This is a genomic window from Acinetobacter sp., assembly GCF_041919735.1.
GTDB lineage: Bacteria > Pseudomonadota > Gammaproteobacteria > Pseudomonadales > Moraxellaceae > Acinetobacter.
On sequence record NZ_JAYRTF010000038.1, the window covers coordinates 1 to 17350 of the forward strand.

Below are 17350 nucleotides of genomic sequence, written 5' to 3' on the forward strand. Positions count from 1 at the left end.
CCACCCTACCTTAAATTACACCACACAAAATAAAAACTCTATATAACTGTTATATATAGAGTTTATTAAAATACCAATTATGTTATTTAGTGTATTTTATGTCGGTGACTCTTGCCAAGGTTGGGGTCGCGAGTTCGAGTCTCGTTTCCCGCTCCAAATTCAAAAAAGCCCTCATCGAAAGATGGGGGCTTTTTTATACATTTCTGAATATTACTCAAATTACCAATACTAACTCCGACAATCAAAAATACCAAATGGAGACATCAAACCAACAAGGGGTGTCTAAAAATAGAGCATCCCTCGTTGTAAGCATCCATCCTAATACTATTGCTGTGCAACGAACTTGGAATTAGATTGTTCTTATTTGGGAACTCATCTCACGCATTCAAACACATTAAAACTTCACCAAATCCCCTTTCAGTGCCACACCCGCCATAGCGGTACCTTTGGCGCATTGGTAAGTCGTCGTACTACGTGTTTCGTTCGACTTATAGAAACTCACTAGATTGGTCACAGCATTTGCGCCATTGGCTTTAGCTGTATTTTGAAATTGAATCAGTGCTGAACGAAGTACATGGTCACATGAACTTTCCGCAGATTTGGCAAAACCATTGGTCTTTTTATTGGTCACCAAACCCTTTTCAATCACCTTGCCACCCGACTTAGTGCCCGCCAAATAAAACTTCACTGAACCATCCAGTGCTCCATCTGCAACAGCACGGTTTACAGCTTCTTGAAATTTAAAATCATACATTTTGTCAGCCGCTTGAGCCGATGCAATCGCACCTAAAGACAACACAGCGACTGCACAGATTTTTTTGAATAACATAGTTCTACCCTTATTTTATTAGACACGTTTAAAAATCAGGGAGGTATTAATCCCCCCAAAAGCAAAATTGTTGCTCATCATCATTTGCGTTTCTGCTGAACGCATGTCTGAAACAATATAATCCAGATCACCACAAGCGCTGTCAATCTGATCTAAATTCAGCGTAGGTACCAACTGATTACGTCGCATCATTTCAATACTCAGCCATGCCTCAATGGCGCCGCACGCCCCCAGCGTATGCCCAAAATAACTTTTTAATGAGCTGATCGGTTTTTTACCCAAGATACGTGCAGTCGCTTGTGATTCAGCAATATCCCCCTGATCGGTCGAAGTACCATGCGCATTAACATAATCAATATCCGCGGCAGTAAGCTGTGCATCTTTCAATGCCAACTGCATACAACGTCCCATCATTTCGGAATCAGGTCGAGTCACATGCTGACCATCAGTATTGCTGCCATAACCGACAATCTCGGCATAAATGGTGGCACCACGCGCTTGCGCATGTTCATATTCTTCTAAAATTAAACAGCCTGCCCCTTCACCCACCACTAAACCATCACGCTTTGCATCAAACGGGCGTGGCGTTGTCTCAGGTCGATCATTTTTCACACTAGTCGCCAACAGTACATCGAACACCGCCGAACCTGCTGCACTGAGCTCTTCTGCCCCACCTGCAATCATCACAGTTTGCTTGCCATATTTGATCGCTTCATAAGCCTGACCAATGGCCATGGAACCCGAAGTACAGGCACTTGAGGTCGGTAGGGTTAAACCCTTTAAACCAAAATACACCGTCATATTGACTGCGCTGGTATGCGACATCATACGAATGTAGGTTGTGGCATTGAGTTGACTCATATTGTACTCAATCAACATCGAGCCAAACTCACGTACGGCATCCACACTGCCCGCAGAGGAGCCAAAGGCCACGCCTGCATCGCCACTTTTTAAGATATCGGCATGCAGTAAACCCGCGTCTTCCAATGCTTTTTCAGCACATACGGCGGACATTAAAGCAACGCGGCCCATACCACGGGTCACTTTACGGTTAAAATGCTTCGGTACAGTAAAGGACTCTACTGGGCCAGCCAATTTACTGCGTAAATCGAGATAAATCTCCCAGTCAGGCATATAGCGAATGCCGCTTTTGCCTAGTGCAAATTGCTCAAAAATTTGTTCTGCGGTTTCACCCAAAGAGGTAATCCCAGACATGCCTGTCACAACAACACGTTTCATTAGATTAGGCCTCCATTGACTGAAATCACTTGGCGGGTGATATAACTGGCATCATCACTGCATAAAAACTTCACCGCTTTTGCGACTTCTTCCACCTGCCCCATCCGCTGCATCGGGATCATTTTCAAAGCATGTTCTTTCACTTCTTCCGTGACCATTTCGGTTTCAATCAAGCCCGGAGCAACACAGTTCACCGTAATTTTGCGTTTGGCCAATTCCAGTGCCAATGCTTTGGTCGCACCAATCAAGCCTGCTTTGGCCGCACTATAGTTCACCTGACCACGATTCCCCATGATTCCTGACACTGAAGACAAGGTCACAATACGTCCGCCTTTTTTTAAGCGGATCATCGGCATCATCAAGGGTTTTAGCACATTATAAAACCCGTTCAGAGAGGTCGAGACCACGTCATCCCAGTCTTCATCAGTCAGTGCGGGGAAAGCACCATCACGGGTTAATCCTGCATTCAACACAGCGCCGTAAAAAGCACCATGCTGTGCTATATCTTGCTCTAAAATAGCGGCAATCTTTTCACGCTCATTCACATCGAACATCAGTACATGGCTGGCCTGTCCAAGCGCTTGAATTTCCTGAGCCACCGCTTCGGCCTCAGACTGTCTTGAACGAGCATGTACCGTGACATCAAAGCCTACCTTTGCCAACTCCAAAGCAATCGCTTTACCTATTCCACGACTCGAACCCGTGACTAAAATTCTTCTGTTCACACTAATTTTCCAATGATTTCATTCATATTTTCAGGCTCAAATACGCTCAACATGGCGCTGAACCGATGTTCTTGATATTCAATTTCACAATTAAACTGCCCCAAACCTTCGTGCAGATAACTTTGTTCTATTCGAATCCGCACGGTTGTACCCAAACTAAAATAGGCACAGGGTAACTGCATTTTACGCGTTCCCAATAAAAAGCCAATTTTCGGTGGCCAACCCTTGGTTTGCCCTTTATAACCGGCATAGGCACTAATGGTCTGCGCCATCAACTCAATGCTGCTCCATGTGGGCAAGCCTTCTGGCTCACAAAACATCAAATCTGGCGTGATGTGAAGTTCTGCAATCGCAAATTCATCATTGGCTTCAATCAAATGGCTCACGAAAACCATCGGTTTCGCATGCGGAATAAACTGTACTGCGTCCATCATGACAAAGCCGTCCCGAAAATTAAACTGATATTGCTCCCCCCAAAAGCAAAAGAATTACTCATCGCATAGCGAATGGGTGTATTCAAATGCGGTGTAAGCACATAGTTTTGCCTAGCCAAAGCCTCGTCCAATTCACCTGCATGATGCAGCGGCAACCATGATTGATCTAATAAAACCTGCTGGCAAATAAAGGCTTCAATTGCACCCGCTGCCCCCAGACAATGCCCCGTTTTATGTTTGGTGCTGCTCAAGGCCACAACTTCATCAGAGAAAACAGTCTGTACCGCCTTAATCTCCATCGCATCATTTTGCGGTGTAGAAGTCCCATGCAAATTTAAATAGCCAATATCTCTTGCTCCAAGCTGCGCAGCATCTAAAGCTTTTTGCATCGCCTCCGCAGCGCCTTGCCCTTCTGGATGCGGCGCTGAAATATGCCATGCATCCATTGACTCACCACTCGATAGCAACATTACAGGTGCTGGTGCTTTGGACAATAAAAATAGTCCTGCGGCTTCACCAATATTAATGCCGTCACGATTAGCACCACAAGGCTGACAAATACTGCTCGATAAACTTTCCAAACTGTCAAAACCATTTAAGGTCAGCTTGCATAGAGTGTCGACTCCACCGACTAAGACAGCATCGGCCAAACTGGCATTCAACAGACGTTGCCCCGCAGCCATCGCTTTAGCCGCAGAGGAACAGGCAGTAGAAATAGTATAGGCAGGCCCTTCCCAACCCAAGTACTGTTGTAAGGCTTTGGCTAAACTGCCCATTTCTTGTTTTTGATGCTGTACGGACTGCGGCACTGACTGTTGAAACTGTGCTTTTAAAGTAGGCTCATTATCCGCGATGCCTGAGGTTGACGTGCCAATAATCACCGCAAGGCGTTGTTTAGGAAACTGTGCAGTATAGGCACGAATCTCAGTTTCAATGTGTGTCAAAGCCGTTAGGGCAAAGCGTAAATTTCGTGAGTCTGTACCGCTCAAGCTTTCAGGCGCTGTTTGGAGCAAGGCTTGATCAGATGCGCCAACCCAGACCAAACGCCCCGCGATCAGATCCTCTCGTTGCGACAGGGTATTTTCGGTGTTTGTTAAGGCATGTTGAAGCTCAGCGGCATTTTGTCCCAAAGCCGACAGCGCCGCACTGAACTGAATGCCGACAGCTGAAACATGCTGTAGATTTTTAGTCATGATGGTCACCTTGATCATCTTCTAAAGTATTAGTCACCGCACTGATCACCATCTGATAAGGCACTTGCAGATTATCCAGCTCAATTGCGCCCTCATTGTGCTGAATTTTCAACACGGGCTGCTGCTGTATATAAATGGTATCGGCTTTGTGCACGACCGTATTTTGCGCAACATGTAATGCCGCAAAATTTGGATAAGTCGCATATAAAATATCACGCACCACATAATCAAAAGGCAAGTGTTGCATTGGGTCAATGCGTTGTTCCACGTGGACCCTTTGCCCATCGAAACTGAGTTTAAACAGCTGCTGTCCCGTAAGGGTGAGCGCCAACATATCCAATGCCTGTCCGTGTTGCTGCTGGTACAGCAAAAAGCTAAAACTCTGGCTTTTCCACTGCACCTCAATATGGTCTTGGCGTTGATAATTTTGTGCAACCCACTGCGGTGTTGCTAATCCTTGTGCTTTGGGTATCCAGCTTTGACAGGCACTACACAGCAGCGCACTGGCCAGAACCCAACTGATGGTTTTCAAACGCAGCTTAAGTTTCATTGCTTAAAGACTCTGCTTGCGGTGGTCGCTGTGGCTGTTCTGCTCGGCAATACTCAGCCAAAGTACTTAAGCGTTGCTTGGCATTACGGTGAATCGGATTGGTCGCATCCCACGCATAACCCGCCAGTAAGGATGCAATCATTCGACGAATTTTTTCATCTTGCTGGGTGGAGAACACCACATCCTGAAACTCACCCGAATACCACGACTCGACATAGGCACGGAACACTTGAATACCTTTACGCAACGGCTTTTCATATTGCTCCATCCAGTCGATCGCCTGACCTTGCAGCACTTGTTCGACCAATGGCACCGCTAGACTGGACGATTTTAAGGCAATGGTGACCCCTGAAGAAAAGACAGGATCGAGGAACTCACCAGCATTGCCCAGCAGTGCATAGTTTTCAGATGCCAAGTGTTTCACATCGGCAGAGTAGCCCACCAAAGTGCGTACAGGCGTGTCATGTTTGGCATGGCGCAGCACATGCGACAAGCTAACATCATCGGCCAAAATACGTTTCTGCAAGGCTTCTAAGTCATAATCTGCACTGCCGTCATAACCGTATTTTTCAAAGAAATCTTGCTCCGCCACGATGCCAAATGAAGAGCGCCCATCAGCAAAAGGAATCAGCCAGTACCACGCACGATGGTCTTTTTCATGTACGGTAATTAAAATTTTCTCACGGTCAAACTCAGGGTCATTCAATAGACCATCTTCAATGTGGGTAAAGACCGCACGGCGCACGGGAAAGTCCGATGGGCTTTCTAAGTCAAGAAACTTCGGCAGAATGCGGCCAAAGCCGCTGGCATCTAAGAGGAACTTGCCTTGAATTTGATAGCTGTCACCTTGCGCATCTTCCACCGTCAAAATCGGCTGTGTGGATGCCACATCGACCGCCAAAACTTCATGACCAAAACGGATATCTGCCCCCATTTTTTCAGCTTGCTGTGCCAAAAGTTGGTCAAAATTGGCACGTCGTACCTGCCATGTGGTCCCCGGTCCTTCACTAAACTTTTGGGTAAAGTCATAAAAACTGCGCTGTGTGCCTCTTAAAAAGGACGCGCCATTTTTAAACTGAAAGGCATATTCGTCGGCATGCGCACGCACCGTTTCCAATAAACCCGCTTCTTCTAAAAACACCATACACTGCGGCAATAAAGACTCGCCGATGGAAAAACGCGGAAAAAACTGCTTTTCGATAACCGTGACCTGATGGCCTTTTTGGCGCAGCAAAGCTGCGGCTGAACTACCTGATGGTCCCGCCCCAATAATTAAAACATCTGTCTGTTGCATGGTGCTCATTGGACTGTACCCTTTGACTCAGCTCTTTGGCTGATATTGTTGAACCACCACATGTTTTGCATCGGAGGATGTAAAAAGTGTGGCATAAATAAATGAAAAAATAACGCCCAGCAACACTGTTAAGCCAAAACTGTGAATGGCATAAGTATGACTAAAAGACAGCAAACCAAAACTAAAAAACGTCGACATCATGCACAGGAACAAAGCCATACCCACCACCTGCGGGTGATCATGTCCGTGGCGGTAGAAAATCGCATAGTCCACCCCAATCCCAATGATCAGGAAGGTGCCCATAATGCTGAATAAATTAATCTCGACACCGAGCCAGGCTTGAATCGCAAACGTGGTCATTAGAGCCATACTGACAGGCAACACCAAAGGCAGAATGGATTTTTTGCCATACAGTGCCCCTAAGCCAATGGCTAAAATCAGCAAAGCGCTGAGTAATAGCCACTGTGCCTGCTCACGGTGTTGTTTAAATAATTCAGACAGTTGATGAACGGGGCGTAACAGTTGTATATCCGCATTTTCAAGCTGTTGCACGGCTTTGACGTCATGCACATTTTGCAGCATCACTAAACGTTGTGTCGGACTCATCTGCAAAAAATGCAATGGATGATCTTTAAAGACGGCTTCGGTCAGCAACGGTTGGTCTTTTAAATGTGCTTGCCAGTTTAAAACATCGGCGGCGTTAAGCTGTAGTGCTTGCGCATATTTTACCAAAGCGGATTGAGAAATCGCCTGTAACATCGCGATATTGTGTTTTTGCTGCTCAAGCGAGGGAATCCACTGCCCTAAAGCTTGCACAGCATCTAACTTGCCAGCCTGTTGCAAAGGCGCAAGCTCTGCCAGCAGTTGCTGTTCATGCTGTTCTAAATCTGCTGGGGTTCTGCCCTGTACCACAAAATATTCGCTGCTTTGCTGTTGCATAAAACGCGAACGAATATATTGATCTTCCTGCTTTAAGGTGGCATCCATACTTTGCAAATTGCGGATGTCATCATTGCTTTTCAGAAAGGCGAGGCTGCTGCCTGTCAGCAGTAGAATCAGTGCAATCATGCCATAACGCAGCGTATTGTGGTTTTGCACATAACTGCGTGCTTTGCCAATAAAGCCCAAAGCACGTATCGCAGGTTCCGCATTCAGCGCAGGCAAACGTGGCAGTAATAAAATACTGGTCACCCATGCAGCACTCAATCCAACCATGGAAAAGACTGCAATTTGTTTAAAACCCGGAAATGGGGTAAAACTCAGCACCACATAGGCCAACAGTGTGGTCATCAGACCCACAAATAGGCTTGGCAATAATGGTTTTAAAACAGCAAATCCATCGATCTTTCGGTGCTGAGACTGCATGGCCATGAAGTAAAATGAAAAATCGACACAGACCCCAATCAGACTGGCGCCAAAGACCAGTGTCATCAGGTGAATTTCACCGAAAACCCAATAGGTCACAGCAAAGGCCACTAAGCTGCCTGTGCCGACTGCAACCATTTCCGTCAGCATCGGTCGTATCGAACGGAAGCCAAACCAGACTAGAAGCAAAATCCCGATGGTCGAACCCACACCAATGGTGGAAATTTCCTCTTTGGCAGAGTTAGTGCCGAACTGTGCAAACAGCAGCGTACCTGTCCAGTGCGGTTTAACTTGCAACTGGTTGAGCTGCTGATTGATATTTTGGATAAACGCAGCGGTCTGCTCTTGGTAGGCAATATTATAAGGGCTGTTATTAAGCTGAAGCACCATCAGGCGTGAGATGCCCTGCTCATCACGAATGGTCGCAAAGCCCTGCTCTAAATTGATATCAGCATTGCTTTGTAAAGTACCTAACCCCACTGCATAGCGCGGAAACAACAGCAAAGGATCTTGCTTGAGCATTTCAGCCGTAATCGGCATGCCCGGACTCATCAGTTGCAATAAGCCTTGCTCCATCAACGCTGCAGTATCCCGCCCTTGCACAATCTGTTGATCAGTCTTAGATAATAGCCCCGCCTTGTGTTGATACAGCGCTTGGGCAAATTGATCAGGATCAAGCTGCGGACGAACAGGTAAAAACAGCTGACTTTGATTAGCTTGGGTTTTGAGTGCTTGCGTTGCCTGTTCGAGTTGCTGATCCGTTTTGGCATCCAACACCACAAAGACTTTGTCATTTAACTGCTGACTAACGTATTGCTGTGCTTGTTCCAGATGCGCATCTTGATGTGCTTCAGGCAGCAAAGCAAAAATATTAGTCTCAATCTTAATGCCTTTATTCAGCCAAGCCACGCCCAGTGCCAAAGCAATGACACACAGCACCAACAGCCACAGGGCGCTAAATTTATTTTGCCAATTGGAAAAGCGCATTTTCCGCAGCCGTTAAAGTTTGAGGTTGAGCTGTTTGCTGGCTAAAACGAATGATGGTGCGATTATTGGCTTGTTCCAAAATCGTAATACGGTCCACATAACGCTGCCCTTGCGCATCGACTTGGACAAAAAGCTTTTTAAATAGACTGCTCTTCGGCTTTAAGCTGACATTCCACTGCGTCGGGCTGTAGTTGGCAGATACCACATTAAAGTTTTTAGCGAGTGCCGCTTCATTGCCGGACATCAACTGTAAAAACATCGTCGCTACAGAGCCATACGGAGTCTTATCAACTTCAATTTGACTGCTAGTGCGCTGCGTCTTTTGTACCAACTTACGCGATGTCACCACCAAATCGGCTTTGACTGGACTTTGAATCTGCCACAGCACCCCTTGGTTTTTGCTGAACAGCACTGTGCCTTTGGACACATAAGTTTTATTCAAAGCGGCCAGTTTTTTTTGCTGCTCAAATTGGGCACGCACCACAGGCGTTGCACCGAGCTGAGCAAACACCTGCTTCAATTCAGTATTTTGAGCATTCACTGCTGGAGCAAGCAAAGTCATCATACTGGCTGTACAGGCAACCACAATCGGCTTAGAAAATTTGTATCGAATCATGCTTGCATTACTCCGCCTTAAACTCAGACCATGCCTTTAAACAGTCCAACAACTCCTGTGGCGACTGGAAGCACATTTCACGTTTTTCAATGTGTACCGCCACTTGCGAGGTATAGCCCTTGGTCAGCTTTCTGCCCGAAACCGCATCGAAAATCAGATATTCAATTTTTAAGCGATTTTCCCATTCTTTTAAAATGGCGCGCACGCGAATTTTTTGCTCAAACTCAATGCCTTGTACATAGCGGACATGACTTTCAATCACCGGCCATGCATAGCCCGATTCGCGCATTTGGTTATAGTTATAGTGAAATTGATCCAGCAGTTTGCAACGAGCGATTTCAAAATATTTTAAATAATGCCCGTGCCACACCACATTCATGGTGTCGACATCATGAAAGGGCACTTCAATGATTACATCAGCATGCATGCTCATTTCCTATGAATATTGAACAGCAATGCTGTCTAACAGTTCTAACTGCTCAAAGCGATTAACCAATGCTTGAAGCTCTTGTTGCAAAGGACGATCTTCCTCTACATAGGTGAAGCTCTGAAGCACCCAGTGTTGAAATGCTGTTAAAACAGGGCTGAGTTCTGTATCTACACCTTTGAGTTTAACCGCCTGAACTGCTGCACAGCTAAGTGCCGCAACCACTTGTTCGGTCAGAGTAATGACACGACTGGCATCACGCGCAGCAATGGTGCCCATGCTAACTTTGTCTTGATTATGACATTCGGTTGAGCGTGAGAAAATCGACGCAGCGAGCGTCTGTTTTAAGGCTTCTGCCGTCCATGCCGAAACCCCGATTTGCACCGCTTTAAAGCCATGATTCAGCGGCAAACGCTCAGGGCTTGAACCCGTTAAATTGCGTGGTAAACCATTGTTCATTTTATAGTCCACCAACTGTGCCAACTGACGATCCATCAAGTCAGCAATATTCGCTATCATAATTTTCAGGCTGTCCATGGCTTGGGCAATATGTCCGCCATAAAAATGTCCACCATGCAGTACCCGCAGGTTCACAGGGTCAATCAATGGATTGTCATTGCTTGAGTTCAGCTCATTTTCAATAAACTGACGCAGCCACAGTTTAGAGTCTTCAAACACCCCAATCACATGCGGTGCGCAGCGCAGTGAATAACGGTCTTGCAGGCGTGAACTTTGGTGTTCGGTTTGTACTTCACTATTCAACCAGTCACGTAACTGAGCTGCAATATGTTGCTGTCCCGGATGTGGTTTTTGTGCAAACAAGACTTCATCAAAATGGCTTGAATTGCCTTCTAAAGCCAAAACATTCAGTGCGGTAATCAAAGTACTGGCAAAAGAAATCTGTTCGGCTTTTTTATAATTCAGGCAAGCGATAGCAGTCATCACCGCTGTACCATTCATGAGAGCTAAGCCTTCTTTAGGACGCATCACCAAAGACTGCACACCTTTTTCAGCATACACTTGTGCAATCGGCACGATCTGACCTTGATAGTACACATCGCGCTCACCAACCAATGCCCCAGCAATATAAGACAAAGGCGTCAGATCCCCACTGGCACCTACCGAACCTTCCGAGGGAATCACAGGAATCACATCTTCATTCAGCATCCAGACCAAACGGTGTAACAAGGCATGCGAAACACCCGAATAGCCGCGTGCCAAAGAACATAAACGCACCACCACTACAGCTCGCGCGGTGATGAGGTCTAAGTTTTGGCCCATGCCACAGCCATGAAAACGCGACAAATGCAGTGGCAGCTCATGCACTTGGTGGGCTGGAATTTCAACTAAGCACGAGTCGCCATAACCTGTGGTCACGCCATAAATAACGCCTTCGTCTTGCAACAGCTGATCGAGGAAATCTGCGCCGCGTTGAATCAATGCTGTCCATTCAGCAGAGGTAGGCAATGCCACCTGTTTTTCTTTACGCGCTACAGCCACAACATCTTCAATACTGAGCGGAGTTTCCCCAACAATTAACACAAGACTTATCCTTTATTCCAAAAATTATAAAAATTAAACCATTGATAGGGCGCGCGTATGCAATGCTGTTCCAACAGTTCCACATACTGTCGTGTGGTCTGTTGCATGGCCTGTAAACGCTCTTTACGTGGCCAATTTAACTGCTCCGCCACTTGATGAATATGCACTTCAAAATGTGTATTAACTCGATAGCAAAACACCGCCAACACTGGGGCTTTTAATAAACTGGCCAAAATCCATGCACCCTGAGGCCACAGCGCTTGCTCACCTAGAAAAGCAACCGATTGTACCCGATCCGACTGCACGGGTACGCGGTCTGCTGCCACAATCACCCATTCACCTTGATCCAATTTATCCTGCAAAATCAGTGCTGTTTCGATTCCTAACTCGTCCACCGAAACCAAATTGACATCGGCATGTTCATTCAGTTTTTTCAAAAATGCATTGAACTTGGTGGCATGCTTTTGATAGACCAACACATTAATTTTCTGCGGGTGCTCTGCTTTGATGGCACGTAACAATTCAATATTGCCAAAGTGTGACACCACAATCACCGCACCTTTTTGATAGTGCGAACGAAAGTGCGCATGACCATGTAGCTTTAAGTTCTGCTCAGGAATATGCCCGAGCCAGCCCTCAATTTTATCTAAAATACATTCGCCAAATTGCATCAAATGCGTATAGCTGTGCCACAGCTGTGGCTCAGTCTGAAATGGCGACTGTGCACCTGCAAAATGATGCAGTTTTTTTAAGTACAACAGGGAAGCCTGACGCGCAGTATTGGAAAAAAGCCAATACCATAAAATCACAAAGTATAAGATGACTCGGAACAACCAGCGCCCACCTAAACGGTAGAAACCCAGCATCAGCATCAGCGGTAACATCCCACCCCGCTCTTTCACGGCGCTCCATTTCTGCATATGCTTCTCTGACCGCCTTAGCCTTTGACTTTCTGATAAATCAGCTTGGGAAACCGCAGCAGCATGCCACCCAATAAGCGGCTATGCGCGCGCGCCATGCCCAAATTGTCACGCCAAACATCGAAATGTGAAATGCCGCCTTCAGGGTAAATCACATGCGTAGGCAGATTGATAAACGATACATTGTCCCATTTCAAACGCACCAAAATTTCCGAATCAAAGCCCATCCGCAGTTGAAACTTGGCTGTGCTTAAAATGTTCACCGTCTGCGCCAAAGGATAAATGCGAAAACCACACATGCTGTCCTTAATGTCAAAAGACAGGCTGTTAATCCACACCCAAATATGGGTTGCATAACGGCCATAGAGACGTTTTTTCGGAACAGTCGCATCAAAGATCGGCTGACCAATAATCATGGCATCGGGGTGCTGGATAGATGTGTCTAAAAAGCGTTGCACATCTTGCCAGTCATGTTGTCCATCTGCATCCAGTTGCAAGGCATGGCTATAACCGCATTGAAAGGCATGCTTGAGCCCTGTGATCACCGCCTGTCCCTTACCCTGATTATGGGTATGTTCAACCAAATCAACCCTCGGGTAGTCCTGCGCGAGCTGATGTAATACTGCTGTACAAGCGGCATCACTACCATCATTCACCATAATAATTGGCAACTCAAAAGAGTTTAAATGCGACAGTAACGCAGCCAAATAATGCGGATGGTTATACACAGGAATCACAAAACAGTGTTTCATTTTTATCTCTCGGCTTAAACGTCTGAAGGGACAGCAAACAGCAAACGTCCTGATGCCAATATTTTGTCATGATTTTTCAGCTCAAAACTGACCTTATGCGCTTTACGGCTGAGCACCAGTTCCACCGTTTGATAGGGTTGAATCAGTCCTTGAAATTTTAACTGCTCAAAACCATTGCACCACAGTAAATCCGCCCAGTTTTGTTTGGCAAAATGTTGAATAAATCCAATTTGCCCTACGCCCGGATAAATCGGGAAATTCGGGAAATGTCCTTTAAAGCACTCCAGCTCAGGAATAAATTCCAAAGCATAACTGACCTGCATATCCTGAGATTGCTGCGTCAATACCACAGGCAACGTCATCGGTTGAAAGAGTGATTTTAAATACTGTTTATTCAGCTTCGATTGTGCATTTTGTGGCATTTGCGTTAAAAACCGCCACTGCCGCGGAATCGCAATACTTTCCAGTTTTTGTTGTAATTTTTTTTTCAATTGTGCGGTAATTACAGCTTTGCCCTTTTCGGTGAGCAACACCCTTGCATCCTCGGTCAGCACCGCTACCACCGCTAACATCTGACGCTGTTCTTTTTCATGAATTAAAACATGGCACTGCTGTATTTCGACCAACTCAGCGATTTTCGCTTCTATTGCATCCAGACTTAAACGCTTTTCTTCGAGTTTGACAATGCGATCCAAACGCCCCAATAACTGAAATGGACTTTTGGGATTCTGTACATCTGCAACCTGCACTTGATCCCCAGTTAAAATCCAATCCGCGCTAAAAGCATGATTAGTTTTAACGGCTAACTCTTGCTGCTCGGCGCACTGAATTTCGACATTAGCAAAGGGGGTCCATAGCGCATCATCCGCCTGACGGTGAGCGATGCCGCCTGTTTCAGAACTACCAAACACTTCCGTAATCGGACGGTTCAGCAAAGGACGCACGCCGGCACCCAACTTTCCGCCAGAGGAATAGACCCTATAACAGTCTTGCAATACCACATCTGTGGTCCAGCGCTTCAACAAAGCGGGGCTGGAAATCAGATAATTCGGCAGCTGCACATGGGCAATTTTCTTTTGAAGATCGACCACATCCTCAGGAAAAGCCAGTTGTTTTTGATAGAAACTGCGCCCACTGGCTAAGGGCCACAACAGCTTAAACAACAAACCATAAATATGTTGATGACTCACCGTAGCAATCGCAACCGCCTGCTCAGGCAAATCAAAACTAGCTTCTAAACCACAAACTTCATTAAACAGTTGTTGCAGGGTGCGCGGAATCTTTTTCGGCTGCCCAGTTGAACCCGAAGTATAAAAATACAGCTGCGCCTGATTGAAAAAGGCGGCATCAAATTGAAGCTCGAAGGTTGACGCTACTGTCGACGGCAACCGTTTTAAAAAATAAATCTGCTGCCCAGCCAATTCTTTTTCTAAGTCGCTGACCCGATGCGGCGGCAATAGCACTTGCTTGCCTGCTTGCAAGGCCGCAAACAACAACACTAAAAACTCGTAACTGTCTTCTTGCCAAAGCGCCCATACAGGCTGTTCCAACGGCTGAATTTGCGCAGCCTGTTCAGCCACATCCAACCAAAAAGTGTGAAAGGAAAAGAAACTTGAGTCCGCCTGAATACACAGGGGACGCGATGAATGAAGATGCTGCTGAAAATGACAAGACATAAAATTTGTTTTTAAAAACCGTATTTCTAATCGCTATAGTTCGAGGCCGCTGTTTCAGCTGCCCTGACGGAAACGCTGTTATTTCTGTGCCTGATGCAGCCGCTGCTGGCGTTTGCGCAACACAAACTCACCCAGCAACAGTCCACCCATCAAGACATAAGAGATCAAGCCGTTATACAGCACCCAAATCTTCATTGGTGCAAAGAAAACAGTGATCAGGGCAAGGACCGCATTGATGCAGAAAAACCCACACCAAACTTTGGTCACTTGACGGGTCCATTCTACCCCTTCTTCGGGCAAATTAGGCTCTGCCAAACGTGCAAAACGTTCAATCATCGAAGGCGGTCGAATCAAGGTGTTGGCAAAAATAAATAGCGCCCCGAGACTCATAAAGACAGGATAGAGTTTAAGCCACGCATGATCTTTTAAAATCAAACTCAACCCGCCACATAAAATGGCAAAACCTGTCAATGGCCACAGCAAAGTATTGCCCTTACTCAATAGACGCAATATGCCCAGTGCAATCAATACCGCACTGACCCAAACATACTGTCCATGCGCTAAAGCATAAGCCACAAAAAAAGGATAGAGGATCAATCCGACCCCTGCTATCCATTTTAAAATGTTGTTCATGCAGCCGACATATTCTGAATCACGACCACCACATCTTGTACGGTACGCACGTTTTTAAAGTCTTCAGGATTGACTTGCTTGCCTGTCAGTTCTTTAATTTTTACGACCAAATCAATGGCATCAATACTGTCAACATCGAGGTCTGAAGCTAAGTTTGATTCTAACTGCACATCTTCAGGTGCAATTTCAAACAGCTCTTCCATCCACTCACGTAATTTTTCTAACACGGTTTCTTGTGCAAGCATAGCAACCTCTTATGCTGTTTTCTGTGCTTCAACCAAAGCCACTAAGCTTTGAATTGATTTAAAATGTTCTTTGGTTTTTGCAGACTCTGCATTTAGATGAATGCCATAACGCTTTTTCAATGCCAAACCCAGTTCCAAAGCATCAATCGAGTCCAAACCCAGACCATCACCAAACAAAGGTGCGTCTGTATCAATGTCTTCAATACGGATGTCTTCAAGGGCGAGGACATCAATAATCATTTGCTTTAATTCATCAGCAAGATTGCTCATTTACGGATAACTCTTGGTTAAAAAACCATTGTAATTGTTGATTTAACTGACGCACATTTTTGGGATTGACCGTTACATCATCCAATACGTCTTCCACTCGGATCGCATCCAACACTTTCACATGGATATGAAAAGGCTGTTCTGGAATGTGATACCACTTTTCATTTTTAGTCAGGGTCGATGGCGTGCAGCTAATCAGCACGGGGCGAATCGGCACACCAGCACGCAAAGCAATATTGGCCGCACCACGCTGAAAATCATTCAGTTGCTCACCTTTTGCTGTCCGCGTCCCTTCAGGAAAGATCAACAAGGACGCCGCATGATCCTGCTGTAATTTGTGTACGCAGTCCTGAATAAATTGTTCAGAACCTGCATTTAAAATATAGCCTGCGCTTTGTACAGGACCTTTGGTAAATGGATTCGACCACAGCGCCTGCTTGACCACACAGTTTGCTTGCTCCATTAAACCAATTAAAACCACCACGTCAATCAGTGTCGGATGATTGGCAATGACCAACTCTTGTTGACTGTTTTGTAATTTCTCTAAACCTTCAACCGTATAGGTCATAATGCCCAGTTTCACCATCATTTCGGTGAAACCTTTAAAACTGTGCTTAATCACCTTTTGAGTGCGCTGCTTGCGAAGCTCAAGGTCTGCTGAGCTCAGCTTGACCAGCGGCGCAACCAAACCACCAATCGCCACACCGCCCAAGCCAAAGCTGGCAAAGCTAAATCCTGTCGCCCCAACGCGCCAAACATAGTTGGCTTGTTGCTTGATCCGATTTAATTTCAGCATTTCGTCCACGCTTCAGATTCAGTTTGCTCAGGATTAGTCCAAAACGTGTTAAATGCTAAAGCCTGCTGATAGGCTGGCGTTGAATCCATCTGCATTGGTGTCAACATCAAATTGGCAGGCGCTAATGAAATCATCGCTGCCATCGCAAAAGCAGCAAATGGTTGATGCTCGATATAAATGTCTGGCAAGGCTTCATCATAATACACCAGCAAAACCTGACCGGCTTCCGGCATGGTTTTTAACCATGCATAGGCTTCAATCAACCCATCATTCCATGACCCCGCCAAACTGGTTGCAGGTGTCGCATCCCGACATAAAATAGAATATAAGCCCGAAATTGCATTATGTACCGACGTTGAAAATTGAGTCGGTGAAGGGGTTTGCTCGCTTAACACATCTTCTAAAATATTCAGTGTTTTTGCTTCATCGCCATATTGCGACACCCAAACAATATAATCGACATCGTGGGTGTCTAAAGTCTGTATTGCGCTATTCAAAGCTAGCTTTGCAAGACGCGATAAGCGTCGGCGTTGCATCGCAGGAATGTGTTCTATAGCTGATAATTCTTGATCAACCAAGCTCATATTCAAGCGGGATACGTGGAGTTGCATCATCATGATCAGTGTTTAAAAGTTGACAAATTATCAGGCGCGCAATTATAGCACTGAGCCACATTTTTCACAAAAAATAACAAGCGCTGATAGGTTCAAAAAAGGAGGATGCAGCAACACTGATCCCCCCTCCTTAAAACAAGAGCAACTAGATATAATATTGCGTTCTTTTCTTGGCAAATTTATCCAGTTGTTTTAAAAAGCCTTCGAAATAATCCTTCTCTTTTTCCTCAGTACGATAGCCTG

19 protein-coding genes and 1 pseudogene are annotated in these 17350 nt (G+C 45.8%); all 20 read right to left on the reverse strand.

The genetic code is table 11. The annotated features are described in order from the left end of the window. Window positions 1-394 precede the first annotated feature (394 nt). Window positions 395-829: a hypothetical protein gene (locus ACE3T3_RS15285; protein ID WP_058868660.1), complete on the reverse strand. Its 435-nt coding sequence runs from the start codon at window positions 827-829 to the stop codon at window positions 395-397. 18 nt (window positions 830-847) lie between these two features. Continuing rightward, window positions 848-2068 (reverse strand): beta-ketoacyl-ACP synthase, encoded by a 1221-nt coding sequence (locus ACE3T3_RS15290; protein ID WP_374668445.1) that lies wholly within the window; start codon window positions 2066-2068, stop codon window positions 848-850. Next, complete coding sequence (locus ACE3T3_RS15295) at window positions 2068-2793, reverse strand: 3-ketoacyl-ACP reductase FabG2 (RefSeq protein WP_374668447.1); 726 nt, start codon at window positions 2791-2793, stop codon at window positions 2068-2070. Before ACE3T3_RS15295 ends, ACE3T3_RS15290 begins: the two co-directional genes overlap by 1 nt. Continuing rightward, window positions 2790-3227, reverse strand: coding sequence for a 3-hydroxylacyl-ACP dehydratase (locus ACE3T3_RS15300; RefSeq protein WP_374668449.1), 438 nt, complete (start codon window positions 3225-3227; stop codon window positions 2790-2792). Before ACE3T3_RS15300 ends, ACE3T3_RS15295 begins: the two co-directional genes overlap by 4 nt. Then, window positions 3224-4420: a beta-ketoacyl-[acyl-carrier-protein] synthase family protein gene (locus ACE3T3_RS15305; RefSeq protein ID WP_374668451.1), complete on the reverse strand. Its 1197-nt coding sequence runs from the start codon at window positions 4418-4420 to the stop codon at window positions 3224-3226. The genes ACE3T3_RS15300 and ACE3T3_RS15305 overlap by 4 nt, the downstream gene beginning before the upstream one ends. Then, window positions 4413-4970 (reverse strand): DUF3261 domain-containing protein, encoded by a 558-nt coding sequence (locus ACE3T3_RS15310; RefSeq protein ID WP_374668453.1) that lies wholly within the window; start codon window positions 4968-4970, stop codon window positions 4413-4415. Before ACE3T3_RS15310 ends, ACE3T3_RS15305 begins: the two co-directional genes overlap by 8 nt. Next, window positions 4960-6273 carry an NAD(P)/FAD-dependent oxidoreductase gene (locus tag ACE3T3_RS15315; RefSeq protein ID WP_374668455.1) on the reverse strand — a complete coding sequence of 438 codons (1314 nt, stop codon included), beginning with the start codon at window positions 6271-6273 and terminating at the stop codon, window positions 4960-4962. Before ACE3T3_RS15315 ends, ACE3T3_RS15310 begins: the two co-directional genes overlap by 11 nt. 18 nt (window positions 6274-6291) lie before the next feature. Next, a complete protein-coding gene (locus ACE3T3_RS15320) occupies window positions 6292-8616 on the reverse strand; it encodes an MMPL family transporter (protein ID WP_281963465.1) in 2325 nt (774 codons plus the stop codon). Further along, window positions 8591-9232, reverse strand: coding sequence for an outer membrane lipoprotein carrier protein LolA (locus ACE3T3_RS15325; protein ID WP_374668457.1), 642 nt, complete (start codon window positions 9230-9232; stop codon window positions 8591-8593). The genes ACE3T3_RS15320 and ACE3T3_RS15325 overlap by 26 nt, the downstream gene beginning before the upstream one ends. A 7-nt stretch (window positions 9233-9239) precedes the next feature. Continuing rightward, on the reverse strand, window positions 9240-9659 hold the full coding sequence (locus ACE3T3_RS15330; RefSeq protein ID WP_234304233.1) for a thioesterase family protein: 420 nt from the start codon (window positions 9657-9659) through the stop codon (window positions 9240-9242). A 9-nt stretch (window positions 9660-9668) separates the two neighbouring features. Further along, window positions 9669-11201, reverse strand: coding sequence for an aromatic amino acid ammonia-lyase (locus tag ACE3T3_RS15335; protein WP_333654634.1), 1533 nt, complete (start codon window positions 11199-11201; stop codon window positions 9669-9671). Window positions 11202-11206: 5 nt separating this feature from the next. After that, a complete protein-coding gene (locus ACE3T3_RS15340) occupies window positions 11207-12121 on the reverse strand; it encodes an acyltransferase (protein ID WP_374668460.1) in 915 nt (304 codons plus the stop codon). Between the two features lie 17 nt (window positions 12122-12138). Next, window positions 12139-12873, reverse strand: a complete 735-nt coding sequence (locus ACE3T3_RS15345; protein ID WP_374668462.1) for a glycosyltransferase family 2 protein — start codon at window positions 12871-12873, stop codon at window positions 12139-12141. A gap of 14 nt (window positions 12874-12887) precedes the next feature. Next, window positions 12888-14549, reverse strand: coding sequence for an AMP-binding protein (locus ACE3T3_RS15350; protein ID WP_374668463.1), 1662 nt, complete (start codon window positions 14547-14549; stop codon window positions 12888-12890). Window positions 14550-14627: 78 nt separating this feature from the next. After that, complete coding sequence (locus ACE3T3_RS15355) at window positions 14628-15182, reverse strand: septation protein IspZ (RefSeq protein ID WP_374668465.1); 555 nt, start codon at window positions 15180-15182, stop codon at window positions 14628-14630. Next, window positions 15179-15427, reverse strand: coding sequence for an acyl carrier protein (locus ACE3T3_RS15360; RefSeq protein ID WP_005012586.1), 249 nt, complete (start codon window positions 15425-15427; stop codon window positions 15179-15181). The genes ACE3T3_RS15355 and ACE3T3_RS15360 overlap by 4 nt, the downstream gene beginning before the upstream one ends. Window positions 15428-15436: 9 nt before the next feature. Next, window positions 15437-15697 carry a phosphopantetheine-binding protein gene (locus ACE3T3_RS15365; protein WP_374668468.1) on the reverse strand — a complete coding sequence of 87 codons (261 nt, stop codon included), beginning with the start codon at window positions 15695-15697 and terminating at the stop codon, window positions 15437-15439. Beyond that, complete coding sequence (locus ACE3T3_RS15370; protein WP_374668470.1) at window positions 15681-16493, reverse strand: lysophospholipid acyltransferase family protein; 813 nt, start codon at window positions 16491-16493, stop codon at window positions 15681-15683. The genes ACE3T3_RS15365 and ACE3T3_RS15370 overlap by 17 nt, the downstream gene beginning before the upstream one ends. Continuing rightward, window positions 16487-17107 (reverse strand): beta-ketoacyl synthase chain length factor, encoded by a 621-nt coding sequence (locus tag ACE3T3_RS15375; RefSeq protein WP_374668472.1) that lies wholly within the window; start codon window positions 17105-17107, stop codon window positions 16487-16489. The genes ACE3T3_RS15370 and ACE3T3_RS15375 overlap by 7 nt, the downstream gene beginning before the upstream one ends. A 145-nt stretch (window positions 17108-17252) precedes the next feature. Then, window positions 17253-17350, reverse strand: a pseudogene (locus ACE3T3_RS15380) (LysR family transcriptional regulator); the annotation flags it as partial.